This is a genomic window from Actinomycetes bacterium (genome assembly GCA_022599915.1).
Taxonomy (GTDB): Bacteria; Actinomycetota; Actinomycetes; order S36-B12.
Genome location: JAHZLH010000016.1, coordinates 57,740 through 75,248 on the forward strand (window position 1 = coordinate 57,740; position 17,509 = coordinate 75,248).

The window sequence follows — 17,509 nt, forward strand, 5'->3', positions numbered from 1 at the left end:
CTAGGTGGCGTTGAAGTACTTGGCCTCCGGATGATGCACGATCATTGCCGAGGTGGACTGCTCCGGATGCAGTTGATGTTCCGGTGAAAGCTCCACCCCGATGCGCTCCGGCTGCAGCAGCCGGACCAGATCCACCTGTTGCGACACATCTGGGCAGGCTGGGTAGCCGAAGGAGTAGCGCGAGCCCCGATACCCCTGCTTTCCGATGAGTTCTTCCATGTCGGAGATGTCCTCAGCGTCAAAGCCGAGTTCAGTGCGGATGCGCGCGTGCCACAGCTCGGCCAGCGCCTCGGTGAGTTGTACGCTCAGCCCGTGCAGTTCCAGGTATTCCCGATAGGAGTTGGACTCGAACAGCTTGCCGGTGGACTGCGATGCCACCTGACCCATCGTCACCACATGGAAGGCGAGCACGTCCTTTTGCCCGGAATCGACTGACCGGAAGTAGTCGGCGAGGCACAAGTACCGTCCCCGCCGTTGCCTCGGGAAAGTAAACCGGGCAATCTCGTGGTCTTGATCTTCCGGGTCGTAAACGATCAGATCGTTACCGTCGCTGTTGGCCGGAAAGTAGCCATACACGACGGCGGGTTCGAGCAAGCCCTCGGTTTTGATCCGGTCCAACCACATCCGTAGCCGGGGTCGGCCTTCTTCTTCCGCAATCTGAGCGAAGGTCTGCTCACTGCCCTTGAGTGGTTTCAAGCCCCACTGACCGACGAAAGTCGCCCGCTCATCGAGGTAGCCCACGATATCGGCCATCGCGACCCCGCGAACGATACGCGTGCCCCAGAACGGTGGTTGCGGTACCGAGTTATCGGTAGCGACGTCGGATCGACTGGGCAGTTCCACGATTTCAGCCGCTCCACCACCCTTCGTCCGAGAGACCCGCCGACGTCTGGGTTCGGGTAACACTGCTTCACTGTCGCCGCGCTTGATCGCCATGACGGTGTCCATGAGCGCCAACCCCTCGAAGGCGTCTTTCGCGTAGCGGACATTTCCATCGAACATGTCGGCGAGGTCCTGTTCCACGAAGGCGCGGGTCAACGCGGCACCCCCCAGCAGAATCGGCCAACGCTCGGCAACGCCGCGGGTGTTCAGCTCGGCTAAGTTCTCCTGCATGATGACCGTGGACTTCACCAGCAGCCCGGACATCCCGATAGCATCTGCCGCGTGCTCCTCGGCGGCATCGATGATCGCGTTCATCGGTTGCTTGATGCCGATATTGACCACGTTGTAGCCGTTGTTGGTCAAAATAATGTCCACCAGGTTCTTGCCGATATCGTGGACGTCGCCCTTGACGGTGGCCAGTACGATCGTTCCCTTGCCCTCGTCGTCGGTCTTTTCGATGTGGGGCTCTAGATGGGCTACTGCGCCCTTCATGACTTCGGCGCTGGCGAGCACGAACGGCAACTGCATCTGCCCCGAGCCGAAGAGTTCACCAACGGTGCGCATACCCGCCAGCAGAAGATCATTGATGATTTCCAGTGCGGTACGGGTTTGCAGCGCCTCGTCTAGGTCATTGTTGAGCCCGTTCTTTTCCGCATCCACGATCCGGCGCTGTAGCCGCTCGTCTAGTGGCAACGCAGCCAACGCGGCAGCCCGGTCCTCACTCGACTGCGCAGTCACTCCCTCAAACACAGACAGGTAGTGGGCCACCGGATCATGAACCAGTTCGCCGGCATCGTCGTACTGGCGCCGGTCGTACACCAAATCCAGTGCGGCATCCCGTTGCTCGTCGGGGATTCGGTTCATCGGCAGGATTTTGGAGGCATGCACGATGGCGGAATCCAATCCCGCTTGTACACATTCGTGCAGGAAGACCGAGTTCAACACCTGTCGCGCGGCTGGTGACAACCCGAAAGAAATGTTCGACAGACCCAGGGTGGTTTGCACCTGCGGATGCCGGTTCTTAACCTCGCGGATGGCCTCGATAGTTTCAATGCCGTCGCGCCTTGTTTCTTCCTGGCCCGTTGCGATCGGGAACGTCAGGCAGTCGATCATAATGTCGCCTGGGTTCATACCCCAGTTCTGCGTCAGGTCAGTGATTAGCCGATCGGCGACCTGCACCTTCCATTCCGCTGTCCGGGCCTGACCCTCCTCATCGATGGTGAGGCCGATCACGGCGGCACCGTGCTCTTTCACCAGCGGCATGATCCGGGCGAACCGCGAGTCTGGCCCGTCGCCGTCTTCGTAGTTGACTGAATTGATCAGGCTGCGGCCACCGAGTTTCTCCAACCCAGCTTCCAGCACCGGGGGCTCGGTGGAGTCCAACACGATCGGCAACGTGGAAGCCGTAGCGAGCATGCCCGCTAGCGTGCGCATGTCCTCCACCCCGTCACGACCCACATAGTCGACGCACAAATCCAGCAGGTGCGCGCCGTCAGCGATCTGAGCGCGGGCGATCTCCACGCAGTCATCCCAATTCCCGGCCAGCATTGCCTCGCGGAACGCTTTCGAACCGTTTGCGTTGGTCCGCTCGCCAATGGACAGATAAGTGGTGTCCTGGTGCAACGGCACCGGCTGGTAAAGCGATGCCACACTCGGCTCGTCTGGCACCTCTCGCTGCACCACGTCGGCACTCCCGACGCGCTGCACCACTGCTGCTAGGTGTTCCGGTGTGGTGCCGCAACAGCCGCCCACTAACGACAAGCCGTATTCGGTAACGAACCGTTCATGGGCATCCGCCAACTCTTCCGGCCCGAGCGGATAACGCGCACCATCGGCGGTGAGTTCCGGCAGGCCGGCGTTGGGCATACACGTCAGCAGCAGTCCGGCATTATGTGCCAGGTAACGCAGATGCTCGCTCATCTCCGTCGGGCCGGTGGCACAGTTCAATCCGATGCCCGCAACCCCCATTTCCTGCAGCGCAGTCAACGCAGCCCCGATCTCGGAACCAAGCAGCATGGTGCCGGTGGTTTCCACTGTCATCTGCGCCAGAATCGGGATCTCACTACCCCGATCGGCAAGGGCCCGACGTGCGCCGACCACCGCGGCTTTGGCCTGCAGCAGATCTTGCGCGGTTTCGATCAGGATCGCGTCCGCACCGCCGTCGATTAGCCCAGTGGATTCGGCGAAGTACGCCTCCCGCAGCGTGATGAAGTCAGTGTGACCCAGCGACGGCAGTTTCGTTCCTGGGCCCACTGAGCCCAGCACATATCGGTCTCGCCCATCGGCTTCGTAGGAATCGGCGACATCACGGGCGATGCGTGCCCCGGCTTCGGCTAACTCGTAGATGCGGTGTTCGATGTCGTACTCCGCCAAGTTGGCCCAGTTGGCGCCGAAAGTGTTGGTCTCGACACAATCCACGCCGGCGTCGTAGTAGGCACGGTGGATATCGGCGACGACATCGGGTCGAGTCACATTCAGGATTTCGTTGCAGCCTTCGAGGTCCTCAAAATCGGCCAGCGTAAGGTCGGCCTCCTGCAGCATTGTCCCCATGGCGCCGTCGGCAACGACGACTCGACGGAGCAAGGTTTCCTGTAATGGTGTGTTCGGCACTCGCTAAGGATAGAAGCCCAGCAGCCATTCCGCTGCCACCGACCGCCGCTAACGTGTCTTTGCCCGTCGGCAGACAGCAATTCGACCGGTCGGTCTTACTGACCGACGCAGCCCGGTGGAGCTACCGACCGCGGGCAGCGCGATAGCGAGCTACCGCTGCGGAGGTAGCCGCGTCCTGGCTGTCGGGGGCCGCGGAGCCTTGGGTCAACTGCGGAACTAGTCCGACAGCCATCGCCTTGCCTAACTCCACGCCCCACTGATCGAAGGAATCGATTCCCCACACTGCACCTGCAGTAAACACGGTGTGCTCATACAGCGCCACCAAGGCTCCCAATGCGTGCGGAGTCAGTTTCTCCACAGTGATGACACTGCAAGGACGATTACCCGGCATGACCTTATGCGGCACTAGGTTTTCTGCTACGCCATCAGCTCGCACCTCATCTGCAGTGCGACCGAGCGAGAACACCGCCGCTTGCGCGAGTGCGTTGGCGATCAACAGATCGTGTTGCTCCCCCACATCATTCAGCGGTTCATTGGCGAACAACACATCACACGGAATCACACTGGTGCCCTGGTGGATCAACTGGAAGAACGAATGCTGGCCGTTGGTGCCAGGTTCGCCCCAATAGATCGGACCGGTTTCCGAATCCACCGGACTGCCGTCCAACTTCACCCGCTTGCCATTAGATTCCATCGTCAACTGCTGCAAATAGGCCGGGAACCGCGACAGATACTGGTCGTAGGGCAAGACCGCGACTGTGGCACAGTCCAGGAAATCTCGGTTCCACACGCTCAGCAAGCCCATTAGCAGCGGCAGGTTATCGGCCGGTGCCGCGGTGCGGAAATGCTCGTCCATGGCGTGGAAGCCGGCGAGCATGTCGGAAAATCCATCCGGGCCGATAGCGATCATGGTGGACAGGCCGATGGCGGAATCCATCGAGTACCGTCCGCCGACCCATTCCCAAAAACCGAACATGTTGTCGGTGTCGATACCGAACTCGGCCACCTTTTCTGCGTTCGTCGACACGGCCACAAAGTGCTTGGCGACGTCCGCGTCGTCCCCGAGACCATCGCGGACCCAAGTTCTTGCCGCTTCAGCGTTGGTCATGGTTTCCAGCGTGGTGAACGTCTTACTGGCGATGATGAACAGGGTCTCAGCCGGATCGAGATCGCGGGTTGCCTCGACGATGTCAGTGCCGTCCACATTGGAGACGAACCGGAACATCATGTCCCGGTCGGAATAGTCCCGCAACGCCTGATACGCCATCACCGGACCCAGGTCTGAGCCACCAATACCGATATTGACGACATTACGAATGCGCTTGCCAGTGTGGCCGACCCAGTCGCCAGAGCGGACTCGATCGCTGAACGCCGACATCCGATCCAGCACCTGGTGGACTTCCGGTACGACGTCAACGCCATCGACAACCAGTGAAGCCTCGCGTGGCAGCCGCAACGCAATATGCAGCACCGACCTGTTTTCGGTGACGTTGATGCGCTCGCCCGCGAACATCGCGTCTCGGCGCTGCAGCACGTCGCGTTCCGGTAGCAGGCCGAGCAAGGCATCCAGAACTTGGCCATCTACTCGCTGTCGGGAGAAGTCCAGTGTCACACCGGCACCTTGGACCAGCATTCGATCGGTGCGCTCTGGATCGTCGCCGATCAGATCCCGCAAATGGGCCTCGCCCACGGTCTCTTTCAGCGCTGTCAACCGATCCCAGCAGCCTGCCTGAGTCATGCTGTTCCTCTCCATCTGAAGGTCATGTCGCCGAGTTTGCGACTTTGGTGAGCGTCGGGCTCACTCTTCCACTAGCGTTCCAGAGAATGCCAGAGATGCGCAGCGGAATCTCGCTGCCCGGGAAGGAGTCGACGTGGCTACCGACAAGCCAATGCAACTGGGAATGGTGGGTCTTGGACGGATGGGGGCAAACATCGTCCGCCGTTGCATGCGTGACGGACACAGTTGTGTCGTGTACGACAACAACCCCGAAGCAGTAGCTGAACTCGTCAAGGAAGGCGCCACGGGCGCTGATTCACTCGAGGATTTCGTCGCCAAACTCGAAAAACCCCGCAACACCTGGATCATGGTGCCAGCCGGCAACATCACCGAGAAGGTCGTCCAAGAGCTCGGTGCCCTGCTGGAGGACGACGACATCATGGTCGACGGCGGCAACTCCAAGTACACCGACGACATCCGTCATTCCAACCAACTGAAAGAGCGCGGGGTTCACTTCGTGGACTGCGGCACTAGCGGCGGAGTCTGGGGATTGGACCGTGGCTACTGCTTGATGATTGGCGGCGACGATGCGGCGGTGAACCGGATGGGACCGCTGTGGGACACCATTGCCCCCGGTTTCGGTACCGCCGAGCGCACCGAAGGTCGCACCGGTGATCCTGCTCCCGAGGAGCGCGGCTGGTTGCATTGTGGTCCCAGCGGTGCGGGGCACTTCGTGAAGATGGTGCACAACGGCATCGAATACGGTCTGATGGCCGCCTACGCAGAGGGCCTCAACATTCTCAAGCACGCCGATGCCGGTGAACAGCAGCGCGATCAAGATGCCGAAACTGCGCCGCTGGAAAATCCCGAGAACTACATGTACAAGATCGACATCCCCAAGGTGGCCGAAGTATGGCGTCGCGGTTCAGTCGTGGGCTCTTGGCTGCTCGATCTGACTGCGCTGGCACTATCGAAGTCACCAGACCTAGAGGAGTTCGGTGGCCGCGTCTCGGACTCTGGTGAGGGCCGCTGGACCAGTGAAGCTGCTATCGATACTTCGACTCCGGCACCTGTGCTGACCATGGCGTTGTACTCCCGATTCGCTTCTCGCAATGAGGACCTGTTCTCCAACAAGGTGCAGTCCGCCATGCGCAAGGAGTTCGGCGGCCACGACGAAAAGAAGGACTGACGCCTCGCGAATCCAGCCCCCGCTCGCTGGCCATGCTGGCGGGAGTAGTTCGTCGCACCAACCGGACTAGGCTAAATAACCATGACGCCTGCCCACACCCACAGCGATCGTGTGCTGCCCGCAGCATCGGACCAGGATTCTCAGCCGACTGGCATGCGGTTGGAGGGCGGTTGGGTCATTCCGGTCGAGCCAACGGGTGCCGTCCTGGCAGCTCACGCGGTAGTCGTTCGTGATGATCGCATCGCTGCCGTCCTGCCGCGAGCCGAAGCCGCCAAAGCGTATCCGGAGTTGCCAGCGATCGATCTCTCCGATCAGATCCTGATTCCCGGGCTGGTCAATGCCCACACTCACGCCGCTATGACGCTGTTCCGCGGTTTCGCCGACGATTTGGCGTTGTCCGATTGGCTGCAACAGCGGATTTGGCCCGCCGAGGCCCGGTTGGTGACACCGGAGTTCGTCGCTGACGGCACGCGATTGGCGTGCCTGGAGATGTTGCGGGGTGGTGTGACCATGTTCGCCGACATGTACTTCTATCCCGATGAGGCGATTACGGCTGCTGTGGCTGCTGGTATTCGTATGAACGTCGGTTTGGTGTACCTGACTGTGCCCACCAACTATGCGAAGGATCAAGACGACTATCTCCGCAAGGGTCTCGAGGTCTGGCACCAGTGGCGCGATCACCCGCAGGTTCAGTTCGCCCTCGCCCCACACGCCACCTACAGCACTACACCGGACTCGATGAAAGCGATTCCGTCGCTGTGCAGCGAGCACGACCTGGGGGTGCATACCCACCTACATGAAACTGCCCAGGAGGTCAGTGACGAACAGCGTGATTTCGGTATGACCGGGGTCGCCCGACTGCAGCAGGCTGGGGCGCTGGGCGATCGATTCTTCGGTGCCCATGGGGTGCACCTCAACACCAACGACATCGCAGTGCTGGCCGAGACCGGTTCATCGGTGGTGCATTGTCCGTCGTCGAACCTGAAGCTGGGCAGCGGTGTGGCCCCGATTGCGGAACTCCTAGCTGCTGGCGTCAATCTCGGCTTAGGTACTGATGGCGCGGCTAGTAACAACCGACTGGATCTATGGCAGGAACTGCGCACCGCAGCTTTGCTAGCCAAGGGCATCACCGGTGATCCGACCGTGCTGCCAGCACATCAAGCATTGCGGATGGCCACGCTGGCTGGAGCGCAAGCGCTTGGCCGCGCCGATGACCTCGGTTCACTCACTCCCGGCAAGCAGGCGGACGTGGTGGCGGTATCAGCGCACTCGCTGGCAGGTGCGCCAATCTACGATCCGGCTTCTGCCTTGGTTTATGCCCTAGGACGGGAGCACGTCCGCAACGTCTGGGTGGCCGGTCGGCAGGTAGTGGCGGAAGGGGTGTGCACCACGGTGAATGAGCACGATGCGTTAGCGTCCGCGGGGAAATGGTTGCCCAAAGTCCGTGTTGATGAGTAGCCCACCAGCTACGCGAGCGCGATGCCCAGCAACCCATGCACAGCCGTGGCTAACTCCCGCGGGGCTGCGGGGTCACTCCCCCTGCCGGCTAACGCGAGCGTGGCCCAGGAGTCCACTGCAGCCACAGCATCGGGGACTGCCAGATCGTCGGCTAGCCGTGTGCGAACCTCAGCGATAGTCGCAGCCGCGCTCGGGCCGGTAGTTAGCGTCATGGCGGCTCGCCAGGTGGTGAGCCGTTCGCTAGCACTGGTCAGGTCAGCCGCAGTCCACTCCCAGTCACTGCGGTAGTGGTGCGCGAATAAGGCCAACCGAATCGCCATCGGGTCGACACCTGCAGCCCGCAGTTCCCGCACCAGCACTAGATTGCCCAGTGACTTCGACATCTTGTGCCCTTGGTAGCCGACCATGCCGGCGTGCACATATCGGCGGGCAAACGGCCAGCCCTCATCACTGGCCTCTCCTAGCGCGGCGCTCATCTCGTGATGGGGAAAAGCCAAGTCGGAGCCACCCCCCTGCACATCAAACGGTTGCCCTAGATATTCCGAGGCGATGGCGGTGCACTCGATATGCCACCCCGGTCGGCCATGTCCCAACTCGGTGTCCCAGCACGGCTCATCCGGGCGAGCGGCCTGCCACAGCAGCGGATCGAGTGGTTGTCGCTTTCCTGGTCGATCCGGATCGCCACCACGCTCGGCAAACAGCGTAAGCATGTCCAGGTGGGACAAGTTAGCTACCGAGCCAAATCGCGGTTGCCGCGACAGATCAAAGTAGAGGTCCTCACCCACCGAGTACACGCAACCGTCCCGCTGCAACTGTTGGATATCGGTCACGATGGCGGGGATTGACTCCACGGCACCGATGTAGTGATCGGGTGGCACTATCTGCAGGGCAGCCATGTCGTCGCGGAAGGTTTCAGTTTCCTCGTCGGCGAGTTTGCGCCAGTCCTGGCCGTTGGCCACCGCCCGCTCCAGCAGCGGGTCGTCGATGTCCGTGACGTTTTGAACGTATTCCACGCGGTAGCCGGCATCTCGCCACACCCGATTGAGCACATCGAAGGCGAGGTAGGTGGCCGCATGCCCCAGATGAGTCGCGTCATAAGGGGTGATCCCACAGACGTACATCCGAGCGGTCGGCCCGGTCGATGTTGGCGCTAACTGATTGGTGGCCGTGTCAAACAGCCGCAGCGGTGGCGCAGAACCAACCACCTGCGGGATTTGGGGACAAGGCCAAGCGCGCACGGCTGAACTCTAGCGCCGTCCCAGGCCTACGGCAGATCAAGCAACGAAACCCAGTCGGGACTCGTGCGCCGCTAGCGTCGGTAGCCGTTGGCACGCGGACAAACATGACCGGCGGGATCCAACGCCAGCTGACAGAACGGACAGGTCGGTAGGCCAGCAGCCACCACCGTGCGGGATCGGCGGACAAACTCCCGGGCAGCGGCCGGGTCCAGCCGGATGCGCAACGTGTCCGGCCCAGCAGTGCTGTCGGACTCCAAATCTGGTGTGTCTCGGGTGTCGACCCCAGCGTCGAAGGCTTCAATGACCACCACCGCTTGCTGCCGATTCCACCCCAAACCCAGCACCCCACTGCGAAAGTTAGGTTGAATGGGCAGATCGAGCGGTTCATCGTCCAGCAGATCAGCGCGCAATTGCGCATCCACCGCTGGGATGAGGTCGCGCTCCACCAAGTCGTCCAGCAGATCTTCGATCCGTTCCGCGAGCAGCTGCGCTTGTTGTTTGTCGATCGCCACCGCATTCAGCTGACCGGTGCTACGGGCCTGTAGGAAGAAAGAACGGTCCCCTGGCTCTCCCACCGTTCCGATGACACACCGCTGGGGATGATCGTGGGTGTAAATCCGCCGGGACATGGTGATCAGTCCCCGGATTCGCCGCCGAACGTACCGTCGTTGCGTCGACGGGTGCGTCGTCGGGAGGCCGAGAACGAGGCGAGGTCGCCACCACTATCGTTAACGCGGGCCACATAGGCCCGTTCCTCGGAGTATTGCACTGCCGAGATGGAACCGGGATCGATGCGAAGGCGCTGGAACATATCCAAATGCATACCTAAAGCGTCAGCAATGACCGCCTTGATGACATCTCCATGAGTCACCACCACATACGTGGTATCCCCCAACTTCCGATTCCATTTACGGATCGCGGACAACGCCCGTGATTGCATATCCGCAATGGCTTCACCGCCGGGGAAGGTTACCCCGCTGGGGTGGGTTTGGATCAACTCCCATAGCGAGTCCTTCGCCAGTACCTCCAACTGCTGGCCCGACCAATCGCCGTAGCGACATTCCGCCAAACTGGGTTCGGTATGAAGCGGCAAATCAGCGCGATGCAGGTTCATCACCGCATCAGCGGTCTGCCGACACCGTTCCAGCGGCGATGTCAACACGGCGGCGATATTGACGTCCCGAAGGCGTTGCGCTGCAACTTCGGACTGTTCGCGACCGAGATCGTCCAGATCGACGCCAGGGGTCCAACCCGCGAGCACCCCTTCGGCGTTCGCGATGGTTTGCCCGTGACGTAGCAGCAGGACCGTGGTCATGTCCCCACCCTAGGCGGCTTCTGCCTTCAGGTCACGTGCTGCTGAGCACTCCAGTGCCAAGAAGTATCAGGATTACGCTGCCCAACACGACGCGATAGATGACAAAGGGCATGTAGGAGTTGCTGGAGATGTAGCGAATCAGCCAGGAAATCACGAGATAGCCGGTGACGAAGGCAATGCCAGTGGCTAGCAGCGTCGGACCCCAGTCAGGTGCTGGTCCGCTGCCGATCTGCAACGCTTCAAAAAACCCGGATGCCAGCACTGCGGGAATGGCTAGCAGAAATGCATACCGAGTGGCAGCTTCCCGGTTGTATCCCAAGGTCATTCCCATCGAGATCGTGGCGCCAGAACGGGATACTCCGGGAATCAACGCCAACGCCTGGCCAAACCCATAGAGCACGCCGTCGCGAGTGTTCAGGTTGTCCAGTGACTTGCGGCGACTACCCAGCCGATCCGCTAGACCCAAGACGATGCCGAAAATAATGAGCATCGCAGCTACCAGCCACAGGTTGCGGGCGACGGTTTCGATCTGGTGGCGGAAGGTGAAGCCGAGGATCCCGATCGGGATTGTGCCAATGATGACGTACCACCCCATCCGCGCGTCCAAATCGGAGCGCAGCTGTGGGTTCACCAGTGAACGGCACCAAGTGCTGATGATCCGCCAGATGTCTTTGCGGAAGTAGATGATGACCGCAGTCTCAGTGCCGATTTGGGACACTGCGGTAAAGGCTGCGCCCGGGTCCTGCCAACCGAACAGTTGTGAAACCACCAGCAAGTGCGCGCTGGAGGATATCGGCAGGAACTCGGTCAGCCCTTGGACGATGCCCAGAACAATGGCTTCGAACCAGGTCATCAGTCCCCGAGTCCAGCATCGTCGAGAATTTCCGCCATCGCGCGCACCGTATCCACCCGGTCCTCTAACGTACCGGCGTAGGTGGCGATGGTCAGGGTGGTGACTCCCGATTCGGCATAAGCCGCCAGCCGGTCGCGGATCCGTTCCCGGGGGCCGATCAGCGAGGTTCGATCCAAGAACTCAAACGGTAGAGCGGCTCCCGCGCCCGCGTAGTCCCTGGCCAGGTACTTTTCTTGCACCTCCGCTGCAGCCTCGCCGTATCCCATGCGGGTGGCTAACTGGTTGTAGAAGTTGCGATCCCGACTCCCCATGCCGCCGACGTACAACGCTGCGTAGGCACGCAACGGTTCCGCACATGCGTCGAGGTCATCGCCGATGACCACCGGCACGGTGGGCACCACATCAAAACCCGCCATAGTCTTGCCGACCTTTTCCCGGCCGGCGGCAATGCTGGCGATCTGCTCGGGTGCATACTCCGGGGCATAGAAGATGGCCAACCAGCCATCGAACAGTTCACCGGCCAGTTCCAGGTTCTTCGGTCCAATCGCAGCCAGATACATCGGGAGGCGGTCTCGCACCGGGTGCACGGTCAACGTGAGTGCCTTGCCGGGACCATCAGGCAGTGGCAGCGTGAAGAACTCGCCGTCGTAGGTCAACCGCTCCCGGCTTAACGCCTTGTTGACGATTTCCACGTACTCGCGGGTACGTGCCAGCGGTTTAGCGAACCGCACGCCATGCCAACCTTCCGACACCTGCGGACCGGACACACCGAGGCCCAGTCGGAAACGGCCACCGGACAGGGTGTCCAACGTGGCCGAGGTCATGGCAGTGTTCGCGGGCGTACGACCCGGGATTTGGAACACCGCCGACCCAACGTCAATTTCTTTGGTCTGTGCGGCGATCCAACTCAGCACGGTAGCCGCATCGGAGCCGTAGGCCTCGGCAGCCCAGACCACCGAGTAGCCGAGCCGGTCGGCCACCTTGGCTAACTCAAGATTGTCAGCATCGTTGCCCATCCCCCAGTAGCCCAGATTGATACCGAGACGCATCGTTGCCACCTTCCACGCGGTAGGCCCGACGATACCGCCGCCACCTCGCAGCCCAATCCCAGGCCCACCTTCGGCGTTGCGCGTGCCGGCCATGCCATGCCGGGAGGTATTTTCTATCCATGCAGCAACGACCAATGGGCAATTCCGGTCTGTGGGTGTCACGGATGGCGTTGGGGACGATGACCTGGGGCCGAGATACCGACGAGCACGAGGCTCGCGACCAGTGGAAAACGTTCCAAGAAGCCGGTGGCACCTTCATCGACACCGCCGACGTCTACGCCGAAGGAGCCAGCGAGGAGATCGTTGGCATGTTGCTGGACGAAACGGGTACTCGCGATCAGATGGTGTTGGCCACCAAGGCCGTCAGCCGGCCGCGGACACCACGACGATTCGATGCCTCCCGCGGCCACTTGCTGCGCACCCTGGAGGGTTCGCTGCGCCGATTGGGAACTGACTACGTCGACATCTGGTACCTGCACGCCTGGGACCCTGCCACGCCGATGGCGGAAACGTTAGCGGCGGCTGATGACGCAGTTCGCTCCGGCAAAGTGCGCTATGTGGGAATTTCGAACTACTCCGGGTGGCAGTTGGCTCGGGCGGCGACTTGGCAGCAGGCCTTACCTGAACGTACCGAGTTGATTGCCGCACAGATGGAGTACTCGCTAGTACAACGCGGTATCGAGCGGGAACTCGTGCCGGCAGCTGCAAACCTCGGGCTGGGCATTGTGCCTTGGTCACCGTTGGGCCGCGGGGTGCTTACCGGCAAATACCGCTACGGCACCCCCAGTGATTCTCGGGCAGCGTCACAACACTTCGGTGCCTTCGTCTCCGAATACCTAGATGATCGCTCCCGGCGGATCGTCGACGCTGTCTGCACAGCTGCCGAGGGGCTTGACGTCTCACCGACTGAAGTAGCGATGGCCTGGGTACGAGACCGTACCGGCGTCGTGGCACCCATCTCCGGCGCCCGCACCGTGGCGCAACTGCGCACCGTGCTGGACAGCGAACACTTGGAGTTGCCCGACGAAATTCGCTCAGCATTGAACGAAGTGTCCGGCATCGAGCTGGGCTACCCCGAGCACGGCTGGAACCAAATCAAGCGGTAGCTGCCGACATTGCCGGACTAGTTTCACCGTCAGGCTGCGTAGCCACCGCAGATTCGTAAGACTGACGATGTTCGTTTCGAGCATTCAGGAGAAGCCGTGTCCGAAAAGTATTTGTCTGACGAAGACCTCGCCACTATCGATACCTGGTGGCGGGCTAACCGGTACGTGACCGTCAGCCAGATCTACCTGCAAAGCAACATCATGATGGATGAGCCACTGGGTTCTGATGACATCAAGCCCCGATTGCTGGGGCACTGGGGTACTGCCGCCGGTCTGGGATTCGCCTACGCCCACATGTCGCGGGCAATCCGGGAGCGTGGCCAGAAGACGATCTTCTTTGCCGGGCCAGGTCACGGTGGCCCGGCGCTGACCGCGGCGTCGTGGTTGGAGGGCACCTGGACTGATGCCTACCCGGATACGCCACGCGACGGTGAAGGCTTGGCCACCCTGTGCCGGCGGTTCTCCGCGCCGGGCGGCATCCCCAGCCATGTCAGCGTCACTACGCCCGGATCCATCCATGAGGGTGGCGAACTCGGTTACGTGTTGATTCACGCCTTTGGTTCGGTGATGGACAAACCAGATCTGGTGTCGCTGGCGATGGTCGGTGACGGTGAGGCTGAGACTGGCCCGTTGGAAGGTTCGTGGAAGGGCATCTCGTTCATCAACCCGGAACGCGACGGTGCAGTGCTGCCGATCCTGCACCTGAACGGCTACAAGATTGCTGGTCCGACTGTCCTGGCCCGGAAGAAGCCTGAGGAGGTCCGCGAACTGTTGGAAGGCCACGGGTACGAGGTGCTGGAGGTCGAGGGGGATGATCTGCCAGGCATGCATCACCGGTTTGCCGAGGCACTCGACACCGCGTTGAACAAGATCAAGGCAATTCAGGACGATGCTCGCGCCAACGGTATGAAGGAACGTCCCCGCTGGCCCATGATCATTCTGCGAAGCCCCAAGGGCTGGACGGGTCCGTCCGAAGTCGACGGCGTGCAGGTTGTCGATTCCTGGCGGTCCCATCAGGTGCCACTGTCGGGAGTCAAGGGCGACCCGGAGCATCTGGCCATCCTGGAAGGCTGGTTGAACTCCTATAGTCCAGACGATTTGTTCAACGACGACGGCTCACCGACGGCTGCAGTATTGGCCAACAATCCCGAGGGCGACCTGCGAATGACTGCCACGCCGGAGACCAACGGTGGCAAGACCGAATCACCGCTGACCATCCGCGGGTTCGACGAGTACGCAGTAGACATCAAGTCCCCCGGAACCCAACGTATGGAAAGCCCTCGGGTCTTGGGCGACATGATGCGTGACCTGTACGTCGACAATCCGGGCGAGTTCCGGCTGTTCTGTCCAGATGAAACCACGTCAAACCGGATTGGTGCGGTACTCGAGGTGACCGAACGGGGCTTTATGGAGAAGATCCTCCCCCAGGACGTGAAACTTTCCCACAAGGGTCGAGTGATGGAAGTGCTGAGCGAGCACAACTGCCACGGCTGGCTGGAGGCCTACAACCTCACTGGTCGCCACGGCCTGTTCGCCACCTACGAGGCCTTCGGCATGGTCAGCGCTTCCATGACCATCCAGCATGCGAAGTGGTTGGAAGAAGCTCACCACTTGGACTGGCGTAATCCGATTCCGAGTTTGAACATTTTGCTGTCCTCCACCTGTTGGCGTAACGACCACAACGGATTCAGCCATCAAGGCCCCGGACTGATCCAAAACGTGATCACTAAGCGTGGCACCGTGGCGCGCGTATACCTGCCGCCGGACGCCAACTGTTTGGTGAGCGTGGCCGATCACTGCTTCCGCAGCACCGACTACGTCAATCTGATCGTCATCGACAAGCAGCCACAGCTGCAGTACTTGACGATGGACCAAGCCGCCGAGCATTGCGCGAAGGGCGCGTCAGTCTGGGATTGGGCCGGCAATGAGAATCCTGAACAAGACCCCGATGTAATCCTGGCCTGCGCCGGGGACATCGTCACTATGGAGACCATTGCCGCGGCAGAAATCATCAAAGAAAAGATGCCGCACCTGAAGATTCGGGTAGTCAATGTGGTGAACCTGATGAAGCTGCCGAGGCAGCGCGAACATCCCCATGGCATGGACGAGCTGGAATTCCGGGAACTGTTCACTGATCACGTCGACGTGGTGTTCGCCTTCCACGGCTACCCGGGTGCCATCCACCAGCTGGTGCACGGCCGACCTAATACCGACCGTTTCCACGTGCGAGGCTTCGTCGAAGAAGGCACGACGACAAGTCCCTTCGACATGGTGGTGCGTAACGGTGCCAGCCGCTATCACCTAGTGATGGATGCGCTGAACAACGCCGCGCGGACGATCCCCGGGGCTTCGGAACTGCGCGAATGGTGTGAGGCTCAACTGCGCAAGCACCAACTGCACATCGTGGAACATCTGGAAGATATGCCACAGGTAGACAACTGGTCATTAGGCGATCCCTTGGAGCAGTAGACTGGTCTTGGTCCCACGGCGAGCATTCCGAAACACACACTCTCGTCGTGGGACTACCTATTCCCTGCCAGGCTAGCCCGTCATCTTGGGGCCGCTTGCCTCGCAGTTCCGCCTTACACATTGTCCAAGAACCGGTGCAGCACCCGCACGCCGAACCGCACAGCATCGATGGGTACCCGTTCATCGATGCCGTGGAACATGCCGGCGAAATCCAAGCTGGGCGGCAACTGCAACGGCGCGAACCCGTAACAGCGGATTCCTAACTCTGCCCACGCTTTGGCATCAGTGCCGGCACTGAGCATGTAAGGCACCGGATGAGCGGCAGCGTCCTCTGCCCGTAGCGCGTCGCCCATGGCGGCAATGGTGGGTCCGTCAAAACTGGTTTCTAATGCGGCGTCGTGGTTGAGCATGGTTCGCTGCACTCCATCAGGAAGCAACCGATCCACCGTGTCGAACATGTCTTGTTCGTGACCGGGCAGGAACCGGCCGTCGATGGTTCCTCGCGCCGAGCGCGGCACCACGTTGACCTTCACCCCGGCCTCCAGAACCGACGGGTTGACCGTATTGCGCAAGGTTGCGCCAACCGCCCGTGCCACGGGGCCGAGCGCATCGAGCAGCGGTTGCAGGTTATTCGGGTCGTAGGCAGTTTCCAGTACGTCGGCCACTTCCCGCAGGAACGCCTCAGTGGTCGGTGTGATCACTTGCGGCCACGAATGGTCGGCGATTCGTGCGATTGCCGTCGCGATGGCAGTCACGGCATTGTCCTCATTGATGAAGGAACCGTGACCTGGTGTGCCTTCGGCGGCCAGATTGAACCAGGCGATGCCCTTCTCTGCGGTTTGAATCAAATACAGCCGTTTGTCGTTCAGCGTGACTGAGTAGCCGCCGACCTCCCCTACGGCCTCTGTGACGCCTTCGAGTAGTTCGGGTCGGTTCTCGACGATCCAGTGGCCACCCTGCCACCCGCCTGCTTCCTCGTCGGGGGTGAACATCACCACGATGTCTCGCGGCGGCACGTGACCGGTGCGGGCCCAGTTGCGCACTGTGGCCAGTATCATCGCGTCCATGTCCTTCATGTCCACCGCGCCCCGGCCCCAGATCATGCCGTCGCGTTCCTCCGCTTCGAACGGCGCAGCACTCCACTCCCTAGCCACCGCCGGCACCACGTCCAAGTGGCCGTGCAGCATCAACGCGCCCCGGTCCGGGTTGCGACCGGGGATCCGCAAGTGAACCCCTTGTCGATTGCCGCGAGTGGTTTCGAACCTTTCCGGTTCGTACCCGACCTCCTGTAGCGCTGCTTCCACGTACTCCGCTGCCAGCGCCTCCCCCACTGTGGTATCCGGTTCACCAGTGTTGGTGGTGTCGATCCGGATCAGGTCCCGCAACATGCGCAGCGCGTCGTTTTCGGAGTCTCCCAGGTTGGGCATATCCGGGTCGGCGGCGATTGTCACGAGACCATCATCGCTCACCGAGAACCGAAATGCCGCTACCTCGCCGTTCGAGCCGTCAGGTCGGGCTCGCCGGTCGTAGCCGGGTCAGTGACTTGCTATCCTGACCACGCTGATAACCCAGTTGGTCCGGGTGGCGGAATAGGCAGACGCGCTAGCTTGAGGTGCTAGTGCC

Annotated in this window: 12 protein-coding genes; 4 read left to right on the forward strand and 8 right to left on the reverse strand. The window is 61.2% G+C overall.

Annotation, left to right across the window (positions count from 1 at the left end):
• Both metH and pgi read right to left on the reverse strand, forming a co-directional pair.
• The gene (gene metH, locus K0U62_02700; GenBank protein ID MCH9800428.1) at window positions 1-3,492 is read right to left on the reverse strand and encodes a methionine synthase; all 3,492 of its coding nucleotides are present in this window, start codon (window positions 3,490-3,492) and stop codon (window positions 1-3) included.
• Window positions 3,493-3,613: 121 nt separating this feature from the next.
• Window positions 3,614-5,245 carry a glucose-6-phosphate isomerase gene (gene pgi / locus K0U62_02705; GenBank protein MCH9800429.1) on the reverse strand — a complete coding sequence of 544 codons (1,632 nt, stop codon included), beginning with the start codon at window positions 5,243-5,245 and terminating at the stop codon, window positions 3,614-3,616.
• 136 nt (window positions 5,246-5,381) lie between these two features.
• Between pgi and gnd the strand changes: the two genes are divergently transcribed.
• Together gnd and K0U62_02715 are read left to right on the forward strand one after the other, a co-directional pair.
• Window positions 5,382-6,398, forward strand: a complete 1,017-nt coding sequence (gnd, locus tag K0U62_02710; GenBank protein MCH9800430.1) for a decarboxylating 6-phosphogluconate dehydrogenase — start codon at window positions 5,382-5,384, stop codon at window positions 6,396-6,398.
• Window positions 6,399-6,551: 153 nt separating this feature from the next.
• Window positions 6,552-7,856, forward strand: a complete 1,305-nt coding sequence (locus tag K0U62_02715; protein ID MCH9800431.1) for a TRZ/ATZ family hydrolase — start codon at window positions 6,552-6,554, stop codon at window positions 7,854-7,856.
• Window positions 7,857-7,864: 8 nt separating this feature from the next.
• Here K0U62_02715 and mshC read toward each other — a convergent pair whose 3' ends face one another.
• The 5 genes from mshC to K0U62_02740 form a co-directional block, all read right to left on the reverse strand.
• Window positions 7,865-9,094 (reverse strand): cysteine--1-D-myo-inosityl 2-amino-2-deoxy-alpha-D-glucopyranoside ligase, encoded by a 1,230-nt coding sequence (gene mshC / locus K0U62_02720; GenBank protein ID MCH9800432.1) that lies wholly within the window; start codon window positions 9,092-9,094, stop codon window positions 7,865-7,867.
• A 71-nt stretch (window positions 9,095-9,165) separates the two neighbouring features.
• Window positions 9,166-9,723: a DUF3090 family protein gene (locus K0U62_02725; protein ID MCH9800433.1), complete on the reverse strand. Its 558-nt coding sequence runs from the start codon at window positions 9,721-9,723 to the stop codon at window positions 9,166-9,168.
• Window positions 9,724-9,728: 5 nt separating this feature from the next.
• Window positions 9,729-10,409 carry an MSMEG_4193 family putative phosphomutase gene (locus K0U62_02730; protein MCH9800434.1) on the reverse strand — a complete coding sequence of 227 codons (681 nt, stop codon included), beginning with the start codon at window positions 10,407-10,409 and terminating at the stop codon, window positions 9,729-9,731.
• Between the two features lie 31 nt (window positions 10,410-10,440).
• The gene (locus K0U62_02735) at window positions 10,441-11,262 is read right to left on the reverse strand and encodes an undecaprenyl-diphosphate phosphatase (GenBank protein MCH9800435.1); all 822 of its coding nucleotides are present in this window, start codon (window positions 11,260-11,262) and stop codon (window positions 10,441-10,443) included.
• Window positions 11,262-12,311 carry an LLM class F420-dependent oxidoreductase gene (locus K0U62_02740; GenBank protein ID MCH9800436.1) on the reverse strand — a complete coding sequence of 350 codons (1,050 nt, stop codon included), beginning with the start codon at window positions 12,309-12,311 and terminating at the stop codon, window positions 11,262-11,264. Before K0U62_02740 ends, K0U62_02735 begins: the two co-directional genes overlap by 1 nt.
• A 119-nt stretch (window positions 12,312-12,430) precedes the next feature.
• Between K0U62_02740 and K0U62_02745 the strand changes: the two genes are divergently transcribed.
• Together K0U62_02745 and K0U62_02750 are read left to right on the forward strand one after the other, a co-directional pair.
• Window positions 12,431-13,417, forward strand: a complete 987-nt coding sequence (locus K0U62_02745; GenBank protein ID MCH9800437.1) for an aldo/keto reductase — start codon at window positions 12,431-12,433, stop codon at window positions 13,415-13,417.
• A 96-nt stretch (window positions 13,418-13,513) separates the two neighbouring features.
• Window positions 13,514-15,886, forward strand: a complete 2,373-nt coding sequence (locus K0U62_02750) for a phosphoketolase family protein (protein ID MCH9800438.1) — start codon at window positions 13,514-13,516, stop codon at window positions 15,884-15,886.
• Between the two features lie 113 nt (window positions 15,887-15,999).
• On the opposite strand, the gene K0U62_02755 is transcribed toward K0U62_02750, so the two are convergent.
• A complete protein-coding gene (locus K0U62_02755; protein MCH9800439.1) occupies window positions 16,000-17,313 on the reverse strand; it encodes a M20/M25/M40 family metallo-hydrolase in 1,314 nt (437 codons plus the stop codon).
• Window positions 17,314-17,509 lie beyond the last annotated feature (196 nt).